Source organism: Micromonospora sp. B9E7 (genome assembly GCF_039871815.1).
Classification (GTDB): domain Bacteria; phylum Actinomycetota; class Actinomycetes; order Mycobacteriales; family Micromonosporaceae; genus Micromonospora.
Genome location: NZ_JBDPLX010000005.1, coordinates 253,142 through 267,976 on the forward strand (window position 1 = coordinate 253,142; position 14,835 = coordinate 267,976).

The 14,835-nt window shown below is 71.0% G+C and carries 12 protein-coding genes; 5 read left to right on the forward strand and 7 right to left on the reverse strand.

Going from position 1 to position 14,835, the window contains the following annotated elements; all coding sequences use genetic code 11:
* Window positions 1-200 precede the first annotated feature (200 nt).
* Window positions 201-1,646: a glycosyltransferase 87 family protein gene (locus tag ABGB10_RS10430; protein WP_347660661.1), complete on the forward strand. Its 1,446-nt coding sequence runs from the start codon at window positions 201-203 to the stop codon at window positions 1,644-1,646.
* Window positions 1,647-1,652: 6 nt separating this feature from the next.
* Here the strand turns inward: ABGB10_RS10430 and ABGB10_RS10435 are convergent, their stop codons facing one another.
* From ABGB10_RS10435 to moaC, 4 genes are all read right to left on the reverse strand, one after another.
* Window positions 1,653-2,081 (reverse strand): molybdenum cofactor biosynthesis protein MoaE, encoded by a 429-nt coding sequence (locus ABGB10_RS10435; protein ID WP_130405760.1) that lies wholly within the window; start codon window positions 2,079-2,081, stop codon window positions 1,653-1,655.
* Window positions 2,078-3,334 (reverse strand): molybdopterin molybdotransferase MoeA, encoded by a 1,257-nt coding sequence (locus ABGB10_RS10440; protein WP_347660662.1) that lies wholly within the window; start codon window positions 3,332-3,334, stop codon window positions 2,078-2,080. Before ABGB10_RS10440 ends, ABGB10_RS10435 begins: the two co-directional genes overlap by 4 nt.
* A 119-nt stretch (window positions 3,335-3,453) precedes the next feature.
* Window positions 3,454-3,924 carry a MogA/MoaB family molybdenum cofactor biosynthesis protein gene (locus tag ABGB10_RS10445; RefSeq protein ID WP_347660663.1) on the reverse strand — a complete coding sequence of 157 codons (471 nt, stop codon included), beginning with the start codon at window positions 3,922-3,924 and terminating at the stop codon, window positions 3,454-3,456.
* The gene (gene moaC / locus ABGB10_RS10450) at window positions 3,921-4,412 is read right to left on the reverse strand and encodes a cyclic pyranopterin monophosphate synthase MoaC (RefSeq protein ID WP_347660664.1); all 492 of its coding nucleotides are present in this window, start codon (window positions 4,410-4,412) and stop codon (window positions 3,921-3,923) included. Before moaC ends, ABGB10_RS10445 begins: the two co-directional genes overlap by 4 nt.
* 1,161 nt (window positions 4,413-5,573) lie before the next feature.
* Between moaC and ABGB10_RS10455 the strand changes: the two genes are divergently transcribed.
* From ABGB10_RS10455 to ABGB10_RS10470, 4 genes are read left to right on the forward strand one after another with little or no spacing between them, the layout of a single operon-like run.
* Window positions 5,574-8,099, forward strand: a complete 2,526-nt coding sequence (locus ABGB10_RS10455; RefSeq protein WP_347660665.1) for a bifunctional diguanylate cyclase/phosphodiesterase — start codon at window positions 5,574-5,576, stop codon at window positions 8,097-8,099.
* A 50-nt stretch (window positions 8,100-8,149) separates the two neighbouring features.
* Window positions 8,150-9,487 carry a glycosyltransferase 87 family protein gene (locus ABGB10_RS10460; RefSeq protein WP_347660666.1) on the forward strand — a complete coding sequence of 446 codons (1,338 nt, stop codon included), beginning with the start codon at window positions 8,150-8,152 and terminating at the stop codon, window positions 9,485-9,487.
* Window positions 9,488-9,528: 41 nt separating this feature from the next.
* Window positions 9,529-10,161 (forward strand): phosphoribosyltransferase, encoded by a 633-nt coding sequence (locus tag ABGB10_RS10465; RefSeq protein ID WP_347660667.1) that lies wholly within the window; start codon window positions 9,529-9,531, stop codon window positions 10,159-10,161.
* Between the two features lie 22 nt (window positions 10,162-10,183).
* Complete coding sequence (locus ABGB10_RS10470) at window positions 10,184-10,564, forward strand: zf-TFIIB domain-containing protein (RefSeq protein ID WP_347660668.1); 381 nt, start codon at window positions 10,184-10,186, stop codon at window positions 10,562-10,564.
* A 77-nt stretch (window positions 10,565-10,641) separates the two neighbouring features.
* Here ABGB10_RS10470 and ABGB10_RS10475 read toward each other — a convergent pair whose 3' ends face one another.
* The 3 genes from ABGB10_RS10475 to ABGB10_RS10485 are packed head-to-tail and all read right to left on the reverse strand — an operon-like array spanning window position 10,642 to window position 14,806.
* A complete protein-coding gene (locus tag ABGB10_RS10475) occupies window positions 10,642-11,286 on the reverse strand; it encodes a response regulator transcription factor (RefSeq protein WP_347660669.1) in 645 nt (214 codons plus the stop codon).
* 47 nt (window positions 11,287-11,333) lie between these two features.
* Window positions 11,334-12,674: a histidine kinase gene (locus ABGB10_RS10480; RefSeq protein ID WP_347660670.1), complete on the reverse strand. Its 1,341-nt coding sequence runs from the start codon at window positions 12,672-12,674 to the stop codon at window positions 11,334-11,336.
* 59 nt (window positions 12,675-12,733) lie between these two features.
* Entirely contained in the window at window positions 12,734-14,806 is a 2,073-nt protein-coding gene (locus ABGB10_RS10485) for a serine hydrolase domain-containing protein (RefSeq protein WP_347660671.1), read from the reverse strand.
* Window positions 14,807-14,835 lie beyond the last annotated feature (29 nt).

A 14,835-nucleotide genomic window follows, 5' to 3' on the forward strand; every position in this document is an offset into this window, starting at 1 on the left:
CTCTGAGCCACCCCCACCCCCCGCTAAGGCCACGAATTACCTGAACCACCCGGTAGGCGTTAACGCGGTGGAAATGTCAAAAACATGTGTGGGATCGGACACGGTCGCATAACGCGGGAGGCACTGACGTGAGGCGCCGTTCTAGGCTCCGTGCAGGACCTGGACGGATAGGACGACCTTGGTACGGGGGTGGCCACGCCATGCCGACGGCTGTCGGTAGACGGGCGGACCGCCTCGCCCCAATCCAACGCGTGACGCGTGGGATCGATCGCAGGAACGTCGTACGGGGCGCCATCGTGGCCGCCGTCGCCTACGCCGCATGGCTCGCCATCGGCACCTTCGGGCGGCCGTACAACTTCTTCGATATGAAGATCTATCACGGTGCCGTGGTGTGGTGGGCGAGCGGTCACGAGCTCTATGAGTTCATCGCGCCCGGAACCACGCTGGGCTTCACCTACCCGCCGTTCGCCGGCCTGGTCATGTTGCCGATGGCGCAGCTCCCGATCGGCTTGGCCGGCATGGTCAACGCCGCCGCGAGCATCGCCGCGTTGGCGTTGGTCCTGGCCGGGCTCCTTCGCCCCATCGTGGACCGGCTGGCGTGGCCACTGTGGTTCACCGTGGCCCTGGCGGTGCCGCTCGCGGTCGCCATCGAACCGGCTCGGGAGACCCTCGGCTACGGCCAGGTCAACATCCTGCTCTTCGCGTTGATCATGGCGGATCTGATCGGCCTCCGCTGGCGCTCCCGCCGGGGCACTCACTACGCCGCGACCGACGGCCCCCTGCTGCGCTTCGTCTACGGCGGAGCCTGGGCCGGCGCCGGCATCGGGCTGGCCACCGCGGTCAAGCTCACCCCAGCGCTGTTCATCGCCTACCTGCTGATCACCCGTCAGTGGCGGGTGGCGGCGACCGCCATCGGCACCACGATCGGCGTGACGGTGGCGAGCTTCGCGATCGTCGGCGACGAGTCACGGACGTACTTCGGCAGCGTGCTCTGGCAGACCGAACGGGTCGGTGCGGCGGACATGACGCCCAACCAGTCGCTCGCCGGCCTGCTCGCCCGGCTGTACGACTCGATCGAGACCCCCGGGCTGCTCTGGTTCGCCTTCTCCGTGCTGATCCTGGCGTTGGGCCTGTCCCGGGCGGCCAGTTCCCGCGCCGACGGTGACGAGCTGACGGCGTTCACGCTCGTCGGCCTGACCGCGAACGTGATCAGCCCGATCTCCTGGACGCACCACCTGGTCTGGGTGATCCCGGCGATCATCGTGCTGGCCGATGCCGCCGTGCGTCGCCGGGAGGCGAGCCGCACGATGCCCCAGCGCACCGGCCAGGGGCCCGTGTTCGGCGGAGTGCCCGGGGTCAACGGACTCCGCCCGCCGATCTGGTATCCCACCCTGACCGGGCTCCGCCACGGCGTTGCCGCGATCGGGCTCTACCTGCTCTTCCTGATCTCCCCGATCTGGCCGTACGAGCACCAACTACCGGAGATGTCGCACTACCAGGACGGTCTCTTCGGGGCCCTGATGGAGAACTCACTCGCGGTCGCGTTGATCGTGCTGGTCGCGGCGCTGCCCTGGCGACCCGGTGCCGAGCCCGCGTTCTACGGCGACCGACTCGCCAGGGCGGCGGTGCTCAGCAGCCGCCGGTGAGCCCGGTCAGGGGCAGTTGACCCACTCCTCGGTGCCATCGGTAAAGACCTGCCGTTTCCAGATCGGCAGGCGCGCCTTGACCTCGTCGACCAGCCGGGCACAGGCGGCGAAGGCCGCCGCCCGGTGGGCGGTGCTCACCGCGGCGACCAGCGCCACGTCACCGATCGCCAGGGGGCCGACCCGGTGCGAGACGGCCACCGCGTAGACGTCGGGTTCGGCGGCGATCTCGGCGGCCACCTCGCGCAGCACCTGAGCGGCGCTCGGGTGCCCCTCGTACTCCAGGCTCGTGACCTGACGCCCATGGTCGTGGTCGCGGACCACGCCCTGGAAGGACACCACCGCGCCGGCGCGCCGGTCGGCGACCGCCGCCTCGTGCGTGGCGAGGTCGAGCGGCTGGTCGGTGACCTCACCGAAGGTGATCGCCGGCGCGGTCATGACGCACGCTCCCCGGGCAGCAACGGCAGGGGCACGATCGGCACCCGGTCACCCGGCTCGCCCCTGGTGCCGGGCCGGATGACGGCGAACCCGTCCGCGCCGGCCAGGCCACGCAGCATCGCCGACCCGACGTGTCGCACCGGCGACGCGGTGCCGGCGGCCCGGTCCAGTCGAACCAGCGCGAGGTGGGTGTGGTCACCGCGACCGGGCACCGCCTCGGCCAACGTGGCCTGCGGCAGCACGGGCATCGAGCGGCCCTGCAGGCCGGCGAGCAGCGGGGCGACCAGCGACACCAGCGCGACGATGGCGGACTGTGGGTTGCCGGGCAGCCCCGCCACGAACCGGATCCGCCCGTCGGGGTCGGCCAACCGGGCCAGCAGCATCGGGAAGCCCGGCCGGACCGCGACCGTGTTGACCACGTAGTCGGCGCCGAGCGCCTCCAGGGTCGGATGCAGGTGGTCGACCGGGCCGTTCATCGTGCCGCCGGTGGTGCACACCAGGTCGGCACTGGCCAACGCCGAGCGCAGAGCCGCAACGTGCGCGGGCAGCGTGTCGGCAACCGGGCCCACCACGTCCGACGGTCGGACCTGACAGCCGTAGCGCCGTAGCCACGCAGGCACCGCCGGACCCAGCGCGTCCCGCACACGACCGGCCCCGGGCGACCCGGCGGTCAACAGCTCGTCGCCGAAGATCAGCAGAGCGGCGCGCGGTGCCCGCCGGACCCGCAGCGTGTCATGCCCACAGGAGGCCGCCAGGCCGATCACCGCCGGGTCCACCGGCGTGCCGGCCGGCAACAGCTCCTCGTCGGCGTACGCCTCCTCGCCGGGCTGCCGCCACTCCGGCGTCTCCCGGGGCGTGCCGTGCACCAGGCCGCCGACGGTCGTGGACTCCTCGACGCGCAGAACCGCGGTGGCGCCCTCGGGCACCATGGCTCCGGTCGCGATCTCGACGGTCGTGTCGGCCTCGGTGAGCGGTGCCGGGGTGCTGCCCGCCAGCACGCGACCGACGACCCGCCACGGGCCGGCGCCGCGCACCGCCCAGCCGTCGACGCTGGAAGTCGGGAAGGCCGGAAGGTCGGTGCGGGTGGTCAACGGCTCGGCCAGGGTGAACCCGTCGACGTCGGCCAGTGGTCGGGCGACGGCGGGCAGTGCGGCGGCCAGACCGACCGCGTAGACCCGCGACCGCGCTTCCTCCCAGCCGGCCGGCGGGGGTGCGGCGATCCGATCCGCGGTGGGTGCGGTTTCCGTGCTCACCGACCGAGCCTATCGGCACGGACCGACACTCGTCCGGGCCCGGCGTGGACCGGTCGGTGGGCACCGCCACCAATCCGGGTGCCCTCCGGGACGAACTCAGTGGTCTCCGGCGCTCGAACTCAGTGGTCTCCGCCGCGGAGCTGATCGACGGTGTGCCCGAGGATCGGCCCGAGCACGGCCAGGCCGTCCCGGGCGCCGCCGGTCGAGCCGGGAAGGTTGACCACCAGCATCCGGCCGGCCACCCCGGCCAGACCCCGGGACAGCACCGACGTGGGCACCCGGTCGCGGCTGTGTGCGCGGATCGCCTCGGCGATGCCGGGGATCTCGTAATCCAGCAGATCCCGGGTCACGTCCGGGGTCCGATCGGAGGGAGTCACCCCGGTGCCACCGCTGGTCAGCACCACGTCGACACCGTCGCCGCGGGCGGCCTGCAAGGCGGCACCGACCGGCTCGCCATCGGGCACCACCACCGGCTCGTCGACCTGGCACCCCAGCTCGCGGAGGCCCGCGACGAGAAGCGGACCGCTGGTGTCGGCGTAGACGCCGGCTGCGGCCCGGTTGGACGCCACGATCACCCGGGCCCGGATCACGGCCGGTCCTCCGGCCGAACCCACTCGCCGGTCTTGCCGCCCTCCTTGCGCAGCACCCGGACCGCCTCCACCGAGGCGGCCGGGTCGACCGCCTTGACCATGTCGACCAGAGCGAGACCGGCGACGGCGACCGCCGTCAGCGCCTCCATCTCCACCCCCGTGCGGTCCGCGGTGCGGGCGGTGGCCGTGATCTCCACGGTGTCGGCGGTCAACCGCAGGTCGACCGTGACGCCGTGCAGCGCGATCGGGTGGCACAGCGGGATCAGATCCGGGGTCCGCTTCGCCCCCATGATGCCGGCCAGCCGACCGACCGCCAGCGCGTCGCCCTTGGGCAACCCGTCGCGATGCAGCAGGTCGATGACCTCGGGCGTGGTCCGCAGATGGCCGGCCGCGACGGCCAGCCGGCCCGTCACCGCCTTGGCGGAGACGTCGACCATGCGGGCGGCGCCGGCGCGATCGACGTGGCTGAGCTGCGCGGGTTCGGTCACGGTCGTGAGCCTATCGGTGCGGTACGACGGGGCAGTCGCTCCTCTTCGACTGCGACGGTTCGGGCTCGACCCGGTAGCCGCCTCGCACGATCCAGGTGGCCAGCCTCCGACGCCCCCGACCGGCGCCCCGCTCCACCTCGAAGCAAAAGACGTCAATCAGTTCTGGGGGTACGTCGAGTCGATAGCCGTTGCGCTGACGTGCGATGGCCGCCTGTCCACCCGGGAAAGCCTCGAAAGCCCGGCGCAGATTGGCACCATAGGTCCGCACATTTAGCCGCGGCTGATCGCGGTGGGCAATCAACCCATAACTCATCGACGAGGTCGTCCAATGGCACCAGTCGACCGGGCCGCACCGCCAGCACCGCGAGGATTGTCTGCTGTTTGGGCGTACCGAGGCGCAGCATGCGGGTAGACAGTTGCACCGAAAGACCGCCAGAACCTGAATCTCCACCCGGCCCCTGCTCCAGCCATGCCAGGTATTCAGTCGATCACGCAGTGAAGTCCACGGCCTTGCTCCGGTGACGTGCCGCTCACGGTGCGAGGCAGGTGGCCGATGGTGATCCCGGGATTACCGAGGGGAGGTTGTCCGAATGCCTCTCCGGGACCGCACCATGCCGCAGGCAAGTTGCGTCGCTGCCTGCCGAGATGCAAATTCCACCAGCCACCGCCCTCGATCCGGGCGAAGGTGGCATCCGTTCTCACCGCCCAACCGACGCCTTGGCCGCGTCAACTCTGCCCGGGCCGCCCTTACCCCTTGACCAAACTCCGGATGAGCTAGCCACTGGGAGCAGTCAGACTCAGCGAATAACGCGACCACAATCTCGCCATATACCGTCTGCAGTGGCGAGCCGTTCATCGAATCCAGAAGGGGCAAGCTCGACCGCACTCCGTTCAGCAACGATGGACAGAACGTCACAAAAATGCTCGATCTTGGCTAATGTTGCGCATACCGACATTTAATTCTTCTAAGCTGTCGATCCTTCTCTTAAGCTGCCTTTCGGAGGAAGACCTCCCCTTTGGGGTAGGTCCTCGAATAGGCACAGCAGAGAAGGGGGCATCGCGATGCGCGGCAGCGAGTGGAACTGACCCCTCGACCGGGGACGTGTAACGGGCCTGGAACGGTAGGCTACGAGCACGGCAGAGGCAGGCTTCGGGAGTTGCATGACCCTTCCTCAGCGACGAGAGATTGAGACCGATCAGCGGCTACGGCTGCTCGTCGGTCTCGTCGTCGTTGTAGCGGCCGTCATCACGGCAACGTCACTACCGGTCGCAGCGCGCTCGGCGATGTCCGCCACTCCCGGCGACGCCGCGATCCTCGTCGCCCTCACCGTCGCAATCGCCCTGGGAACCCTGGTCAAAGCAAGGGTGCGGATCCGGTCCACCACCCACTCGATCAGTTGGACCGAGGCTGCGATCATCATCGGCCTCGCCCTCGCTCCGGCCCAGTCGGTGGTGCTCTGCACCGCGGTGGGCATCATGTTCGCCTCGCTCCGCCTGCCACCGATCAAGATGGCCTTCAGCGTCGGCAAGAACGTCATCGTCGCCTGGGGCGCCGGCCTCACGCTGGCGATGACGACCTGGACCTGGCCGCCGGAAGGCACAGTCGCTCTCGTCGTACCGGTCGCTGTCTCGTACCTGGTTGCGGCACTACTGGACGACCTGCTGGCCATCCCGGTCATCGCACTCGCCTCCAGGACCAAGATCTCGAAGCAGTTCCGGACCAACCTCGACCTTCGACTCGCCGGCTTCGCCGTACGGTTCGTCGTGGCGGTCTGCACGCTGCTGATCCTCGACGCGAACTTCAAGCTCCTGTTGGCTGTTCCGCCACTCGTCCTCAGCCTGCACCTGGCCTACTCCACGAGAATCCGCTCCAGGACGGAGCAGCAGGCGTGGCAGCGGCTCGCCCGCACCACGGACGCACTCAACGTGGTCGACCTGGACACCGTCCTCACCACCGCCGTCACCCAGGCCGCCGAGTTGTTCTCCGCCGACGAGGTCGAGATCGAGCTGCGCGACGGGGGCCGCACCGTACGCGGCGGCACCGGCGGCATCACCTTCGACGGCCCGACCGGCACGCCCACCGACGTGGACGGCACGATCGTCCCCGCACCGATGGAAGGCCACGACCGGACCGTCGACGTGGGCATGCTCCGCCTGCGCTTCCGCGGCCCGGTGCAACTCTCCGAGCGTGAGCAGTACACCCTGCGCACCTTCGCCTCCGCGCTCTGCACGGCCGTGCGCAACGCCCAGGCGTACGCCGAACTCGCCCGGGTGGCCGACGAACACGCGTACGCCGCCGCACACGACGCGCTGACCGACCTGGCCAACCGCCGGCAACTCCTCGACGAGGGCACCGAGCAGTTGAGCTCCCGCCACGCCGACGGGGTGACCGCGCTGGTGCTGATCGACCTCAACCACTTCAAGGAGGTCAACGACACACTCGGGCACGCCGCCGGCGACCAGGTGCTGGTGCAGGTCGCCGACCGGTTGCGGGGCGCAGCCCAGCCGAGTGACCTGGTGGCCCGCCTCGGCGGTGACGAGTTCGCCGTACTCCTGCGCGGGCTGCCTGCCCCGGCGGTGGCCGCGCACCGGGCCGAGACGCTGCTCGCCGCGCTGCATGAGCCCTTCGAACTGGACGGCATGCGGATCAGCGTGGAGGCCAGCGGCGGGATCTCCGCCGCCCCGTCCAGCGGTGGCATGGCCGAGCTGCTGCGCCGCGCCGACGTGGCCATGTACCAGGCCAAGCGGGCCGGGCAGAGGATCGCCACGTACGCCCCCACCCGGGACACCGCCGACCTGGGCCGGCTCACCCTCGGTGGTGACCTGCCACGTGCGGTCGCCGACCACGAGTTCGTCGTCAACTTCCAACCGATCGTCGACCTGGGCACCGGCGAGGTGACCAGCGCGGAGGCGCTGGCCCGCTGGCACCACCCCGTCCACGGCATGATCGACCCGCTGCGCTTCCTGGAGGCCGTGGAGCGTTCCGGCCTGCTGCCGGCCTTCGCCGAGGCGATCCTCGACCAGGCGCTGATCGCCGCGGTCAGTTGGCGGGACGCCGGCTTCGACGTACCGGTGGCGGTGAACGTGTCACCACGCAGCCTGCTCGACGCGCGGTTCCCGGGCTCGGTGCTGGCCCGCCTGCGCGCCCACGACCTGCCACCGGACCGGCTGGTGCTGGAACTGACCGAGACGCTGACACTCAGCCAGCTCGACGTGGTCGACCGGGTGCTCAGCCGGCTCCGCGACGAGGGTGTCCGGCTGGCGCTGGACGACTTCGGCACCGGCTACTCGTCCCTCTCCCTGCTTTCCCGAATCCCCGTGCACGAGCTGAAGATCGACCGGAGCTTCGTGACGACGATGGACAGCTCGGCGGAGGCCGCCGCCGTCATCCGCTCCACCCTCGACCTGGGCCGCAGCCTCGACCTGGACGTGGTGGCCGAGGGGGTGGAGAGCGAGCCGCAGCGGCGGGCCCTCTGGGAGTTGGGCTGCGTAGCCGGCCAGGGGCACCTCTTCGCCCGACCGATGCCGGCCGGCACCCTGCTCGCGGCGATGCAGCGCGGCTCCGGCGGCCGACCCGGCACCCTGGCCGCACCCCTGCACGACGCCGGCGCGGTGATCCGGCTCAGCCAGAACCGCCGCCAGGCCGGCCGTTCCCGCACCGACCGCCTCCCGCACCTGCCCGCCTGACCAGGCATCGGCCCGGTGCCTGAAGCGGACCGGTCTGCCAGACTTGCGCCGTGATCGCCGACGACCCGACCGCCCGCCGCCGCTGGCGGACGCTCGACACCGCCGCCGGCGGACTCGCCCTCGACCTCGGCCTCTACGCCGCCTCGACCATCTTCGCCGCGATCACCGCGGTCACGTCGACCCTGCTGCCGCACCGGGCCTGGGGCACGGTCGCCGCAGCCGGCTACCTGGTCGCGACGCTTGTGGTGACCGCCCAACTGCTCCTACGCCGACGCTCCCCGGCGTCACCGCTTGTCGGGCAGCCAGCCCGCTGGATGGTCACCGGTCTCGCCTGGGCGGGCACCGCACTGCTGCCCCTGCTGTGGCAGAGCATCGAGCGGGCCGGCGGACGCACCGACCGGGCCCAGGAGGAGGTGCTGGTCGTGGAGCGGGCCGGTGCCCGCCTCCTGGAACACGGCACCCCGTACCTCGGACCGGACGCGATCGCCGCCCTGCCACCCGGCGAACAACTCATGGGCTACACCCCGTACCAACCCGGCATGGCGATGTTCGGCCTACCCAGAGCGCTCGTCGACTCCTGGTGGACCGACTCCCGAGTCTGGTTCGCGGTGGGCACCGCACTGGCGTTGGCACTGGCCGTGACCGCCCTGCGCAGAACACCGGCCGCCACCGACCAGGTCGACACCGGGCACCGGCGGGACGCCGCCCTGCTGCGCGGCGTGCAGGCCGCCACCGTACTGCCGATCTGCGCCCTCACCCTCGCCACCGGCGGTGACGACCTGCCCGTACTCGCGCTCTGCCTGCTGGCCCTCGCGCTCGCCGCCGCCGACCGACCCGGCCGGGCCGGCCTCGCGGTCGGGCTGGCCGGCGCGCTGAAGCTGTTCGCCTGGCCGGTCGCCCTGGTCCTGATCGTCTGGGGTCTGACCCGACGCGCCGGCGCACGGGTCGCCGCTGGCGCGATCGGCCTACCGGTCGCCGCCCTCCTGCCCGCGATCCTCGTCGACCGCGACGCGCTGACCGAGAACGTGCTGCGCTTCCCCCTCGGCCACGGCCTCGTCACCAGCCCCGCACAATCCCCGTTCCCCGGCTACCTGATCGCCACCGGGCTGCCCGCCGGCCGGCTGATCGCCGCCGCGCTGCTGGTCGCCGCGGGCGTGGCCATCGCCGTCCGACTCGCCCGCCGCCCGCCCCGCACCGCCGTCGCCACCGCCATGATCTGCGGGTACGGGCTACTCGTCGCCATCGCCCTGATGCCCTCGACCCGCTTCGGCTACCTGCTGTACCCGCTCGCCCTGCTCACCTGGGCACCTGCCCTGCACCGCCCCGCCCACACGCTGCCACCGACCCCGGTTCCCGGCCGCCTGTCCGGTCGGGCCACTTCCGCGTAACTGCCCGACGCGCGGCCGCGTCAGGGCGTAGACCTGAAGGCATGACGACCTACCGTGACCGGGCCGACGCCGGCCGGGTGCTCTCCGACCGACTCACCGCACTCGTCGGCGAACCCGACGTCGTCGTCCTCGGGCTGGTCCGCGGCGGCGTACCGGTGGCCCGGGTCGTGGCCGAACGGCTCGGGGCGCCACTGGACGTGCTGGTCGTCCGTAAGCTCGGGATGCCGTGGGCCCGGGAGGTCGCCTTCGGCGCCCTCGGGCCGGGCGGCGTCCAGGTGCTCAACGACACGATGGCCAGCCGACTCAGCAGCGACGACATCGCCGAGGTCAACCAACGGGAGCAGACCGAGTTGGAACGCCGGGAACGGCTCTACCGGGGCGGTCGCGCACCACTGGACCTCACCGGACGGACCGCGGTGATCGTCGACGACGGCCTGGCCACCGGCGCGACCGCCCGTGCCGCCGTGGAGGTCGCCCGCCAACTCGGGGCGACCCGGGTCGTGGTCGCGGTCCCGGTCGGCGCACAGGAGGCCTACGAACTCCTGGCCGCCGAGGCGGACCAGGTCGTCTGCGCCCAACGCCCACCGGATTTCGGGGCGGTGAGCGTCTACTACGACGACTTCCACGAAGTGTCCGACGAAGAAGTCACCGAGGCGCTCACAGCAACTGCATAGGTACACCAGGTACCGTCAGGCGATGAGTAGTCTCACCTGTCCCAAGTGTCGCGGAGAAATGCGCCAGTACGAGCGCAGCGGAGTCGTCATCGACCAGTGCGGGGAGTGCCGAGGCATCTTCCTCGACCGCGGCGAGCTGGAGAAGCTGTTCGAGGCGGAGGCCAACTGGAGCCGCCAACAGAGCGGTGGCGCGCCGGCGCAGCCCGCGCAGCAGCCGGCCGGCTACCCGCCCCCGCCGCCCCCGCCGCACCAGCCCGGTTACGGCGCCGTTCCGCCGCCGCCCCCGCCCGCCCACGGCTACCCGCCGCAGCCGGCGTACGGCCACCAGCAGCAGCACCACGGCTACCACGGCCACTACCGGCAGAAGAAGCGCAAGGGCTTCCTCGACGAGATGTTCGGCTGAACCAGCCCGACTCCCGCCCGGGTCGATCAGCGCATCGACCCGGGCACATCACCCGGTTCCCACTGCTCGGCTGACAGTCAGCTCGCGGCCAACCCGTTCTGGTACGCCCACACCACGGTCTGCACCCGGTCCCGTACGCCGATCTTGGTCATTGCCCGCCCGAGGTGTGACTTGACCGTGCTGGTCTCGATGAAGAGTTCGTCGGCGATTTCGTTGTTGGACAAACCCTTGGCGAGCAACCGTACGATCTCGGCTTCGCGCGGGGTGAGCTGGTGCGCCGCTGCGGACTCGGGCGGTGCCGCCGGTCGCCGCCGGGCGAACTCCGAGATCACCCTGCGGGTCACGACCTGGTCGACGAGACCGTAGCCGTTGGCCAGCCGACGGATCGCGTCGATCAGATCCTCGGGCTCGCAGTCTTTGAGGATGAACCCACTGGCCCCGGATTCGAGTGCGCCGAAGACGTACTCGTCGAGGTCGAACGTGGTCACCACCAGGACGGCTGGCGGCGACTCGGGCGCGTCGGCGAGGATCTCGCGGGTCGCGGTGAGTCCGTCACCGCCGGGCATCCGGACATCCATGCAGATGACGTCGGGACGCAGCCGAGCGGCCACCGCCACCGCAGACGATCCGCTGGACGCCTCCGCCACCACCTCGATGTCGTCCGCCTGCTCCAGGAGCACCCGGAAGCCGGCCCGCACCACCGCCTGGTCGTCGACCAGCATCACTCGAATCGTCCCAGCATCAGCCTCAGCCGCAGTCCCAGACCCGGTCACGACGAATCACTTCCCTTTGATGTCAGCGTCACTGTGACAGACCAGCCGGCTTCGGCCGTCGGCCCGGCCGCGAAACGTGCGCCGATCAACTGCGCTCGTTCCCGCATGCCGATCAGCCCAACCCCGCTGCTGGTGCGCACCGCCGGCTCGGGACGCCGCGCTGGCGGGCCATTCACCACCGCCAGCGACACCTCGCGCGGCAGGTAGCGCAGCGTGATCAGCACCGGCGCGCCCGGCGCGTGCTGCCGCGCGTTCGACAGCGACTCCTGCACCATCCGGTAGAGAGCGACGTCGGCGATCGGCGGGACCGGACGTGGCGACCCAACGCCCACGAACTCGACCGGCGCGCCCAGGTCCCGAGCGGTCCGGACCAGGTCATCGAGCACGGCCAGCCCCGGCACCGGAACGCTCCCCTCACCATCGTGGCCGGGTGTGTCGCCGCTTCCGCTGCCGTCGGCCGGGGTCCCGCGCAGCACCCCGACCACCAGCCGCAGGTTGTTCAGGGTCTCCTTGCCCTGGGACCGGATCCAGGCCACGCCGGCCTTCGCCGCCTCCGGGTCCCGGTCGATCAGCCGGTGGACCGCCGCCGCCTGCACCACCATTCCGGACAGGTGGTGGGCGGCGACGTCGTGCAGTTCCCGAGCCATCTGGGTGCGTTCCGCCTCGATCGCGGCCCGCACCTTCGCCTGCTGGGCCCGGACCGCCTCGGCGGCCTGCAGGCGCAACAGCTGTGTGTAGCGTCGACGGGTCACCACGTAGTTGCCGACGACGACCGCGCCGAGATTGGACAGTGCGCTCGACCCGGCAGGGCCGACAGCCGGCAGCAGAAGGTCCGGATTCGTCACGGCGGCGGTGCCGAACGCCGCTGCCGCCTCGACCAGCACCGCCGCGCCGACCAGCACGAACGCCGTCCGGGCCGGCAGCAGAACCCCGATGGTGTACGCGACGACGAAGGGCGCGAGTACCCGGATCGTCGCGTCTGGTGGGGACAGGGCGATCATGGCGACCTGAAGGCCGACGATGCCGGCGAGGCAGAGCAGCGGGCGGACCCGGCGCAGGCAGAGCAGCAGCGCCTGCCCGACCCCGAGGGCGACGAGCAGCCAGGCCCGCACCGGGTCGACCACGATTTCGCCCGGTGGCGTCACGACCCAGAACAGAGCCGCCATCAACGTGAACGTCACCCCGGCGACGCAGGCCGCGAGCAGACAGTCCCGGGCGAACGGCCCGGTCATCCCGAGGTTGGCGAGCAGTACGTCCAACCGCTTCATGACCCGGGGCGGGTCCGCCGGATCGATCGGCTCGGCGGTGACCGGGGCGCCCCCGATGTGATCGTTCACCGTGTCAGCATCCTCTGCTCATAGATCGAGACGGATCGGGAGGGGTGAGGACGGGACGGTCAGTAGGAGATATTCGGCGAGAGCAGCATGAACTCGACGGCGAACCATCCCGTGCCGACGAGGGCCAGCAGGACCAGGGCGCTGCCGGTGATCCGCGACCAGCCGACCCGCCGACGGACGTCGTCCACCAGCCGGACCGCCGCGGGGACCACCCCGAGCAGGCCGATCAGCTGGGCCACCTGCACGGTGCGCAACGAGGCGGTGGAGAGATCCTCCAGGCCGATGATGAGCACGAAGCTGCCCACCCAGCCGCCGACCGCGAGCAGGGCGCAGCCGACGCCGACGCGGCTGAGGATGCGCGCGGTGCGTCCAGCCCGATCACGCGGTGCCCGCCGCCGCAGCCGGCGACCGATCGCCCCGATCGGCCAGGCCAGGACGGTGAGCAGGAGGATGACCACCGAGCCGACGATCACCGGGACGGCCAGGTAGGTGCTGCGTGCGGCCTCGACGGGCACCAGGGCGAACGCGGAGTCGAAACCGATAACTTCGACCTGGCCGTCTACCGCTCGCATCGCGATCGTTTCCTGCCCGCCCACCTCACGCCAGACCCAGGGCTCGATCTCCTCGTAGACGGCGGCGGAATCGGCCATCGGACGCGGTTCGAGCAGCAGCCGGCCGTCATCGCGGACGCTCACCGTGGTACGCCCGGAAAGGCCGATCAGGGTCAGGAAGTTGCTCTTGATCATGCGGGAGCTTTCGTAGGTGCCGGCGGCCATCGCGGCCCGCTCGGCCGTGCCCGAGGCGTCGGTGGTCGGGGCGGCCAGCTCGGTCTCAGACACGTTGTCCGCCGCCGCGCCGGGCACCGCCGGGAAGTAACGGTCGGCGAAGGCTTTCGTCAGCTTCTGTCGAAGCTGGTGGTTGGCCAGGCCCGACGTGCCGGTGCTGTTGAGCGAGATGAACAGGCCGGCGCCCTCGTCCGGGTAGATCTGCAGGTGGCTGTGGAAAAAGGGGGTGTCGCCGCCGTGGCCGATGATCCGACGGCCGTTGCGGCTCTCGTCGAAGAACCCGAGGGTCATCCGGGGTGCACCGGCGAGGGTGCCGAGGGTGCTGGCGTCAAGCGCCGGCTGGTGCATCAGGTCAAGCGTCGGCCCGTCCAGAATCGGGGTGCCGCCGACCGGTTCGCCGAGGTGAGCGAGCATGAACCGGGCCATGTCCGGGGCCGAGGCGCTCATCGAGCCGGCGGGCGGGGTGCCGATGATCTCGAAGTACCCGGGTGGGGACGACGCGTTGTCGTACCCCTTCGAGACGCGGCCTGCCAGGTCGGCGGGAAGCGGCTGACCAAAGGAGGACGACGTCATGCCGAGGCGGTCGAAGACGTTACGGTCGACGTACTCCTCGAAGGGGATGCCGCTGACCCGTTCGACGATGTATCCGGCGAGCGAGTTGCCGTAGTTGGAGTAGGCCGGCACGGTGCCCGGCCGGTAGATCTGCTCCGGCGGGTCGGTGACCAGAGCGTCGCGCAGGTCAGCCCGAGTGCCTTCCTTGCCGATGAGGCCGGCGATCCGCTCCTCGAACCCGGCGGTGTGGGTCAGCAGGTGCCGCATGGTGATCGGCTCGTCAAAGTTGCGGGGGATGGTGAAGTCGAGGTAGGCGGCGATGTCGGCGTCGAGGTCGACCTTGTCGTCCTGGACGAGTTGCATCGCGGCGGTGGCGGTGGCGAGCTTCGACACCGACCCGATCCGGAACAGGTGCTGCTCGGGGTCGACCGGCACCGGCTCGATGCCCTCGCCACCGGTGTCGACGTGGCCGTACCCCCGGGTGGTGACGGTCCCACCGTCGTTGACGACGGCGACCGTTGCCCCGGCGATGTCGTTGGCTTCCAGCGCGGCCGGGAGCGTCTCGTCGAGCCAGGCGTTCACGTCGCTGGCGTTCAGCACGCGCGGTTCGACGGCTGCTGCCGGGGCGTCGCTCGTCGGGGCCGGCTCCTGCGCGGCACCGGCACCGCAGCCGACGACGCCTGTCCCGACGACGACCGCGGTTGCCAGGGCGGCACCGAGACGCCGCAGGCGGAATGCCGGCCGGGACCGGTACGACCGGGAGGGAGTCTGCGCTGGTGCATCGTTCTGGTTCATACCCGAGAGCCTGTTGCAGCAGCGCAGCC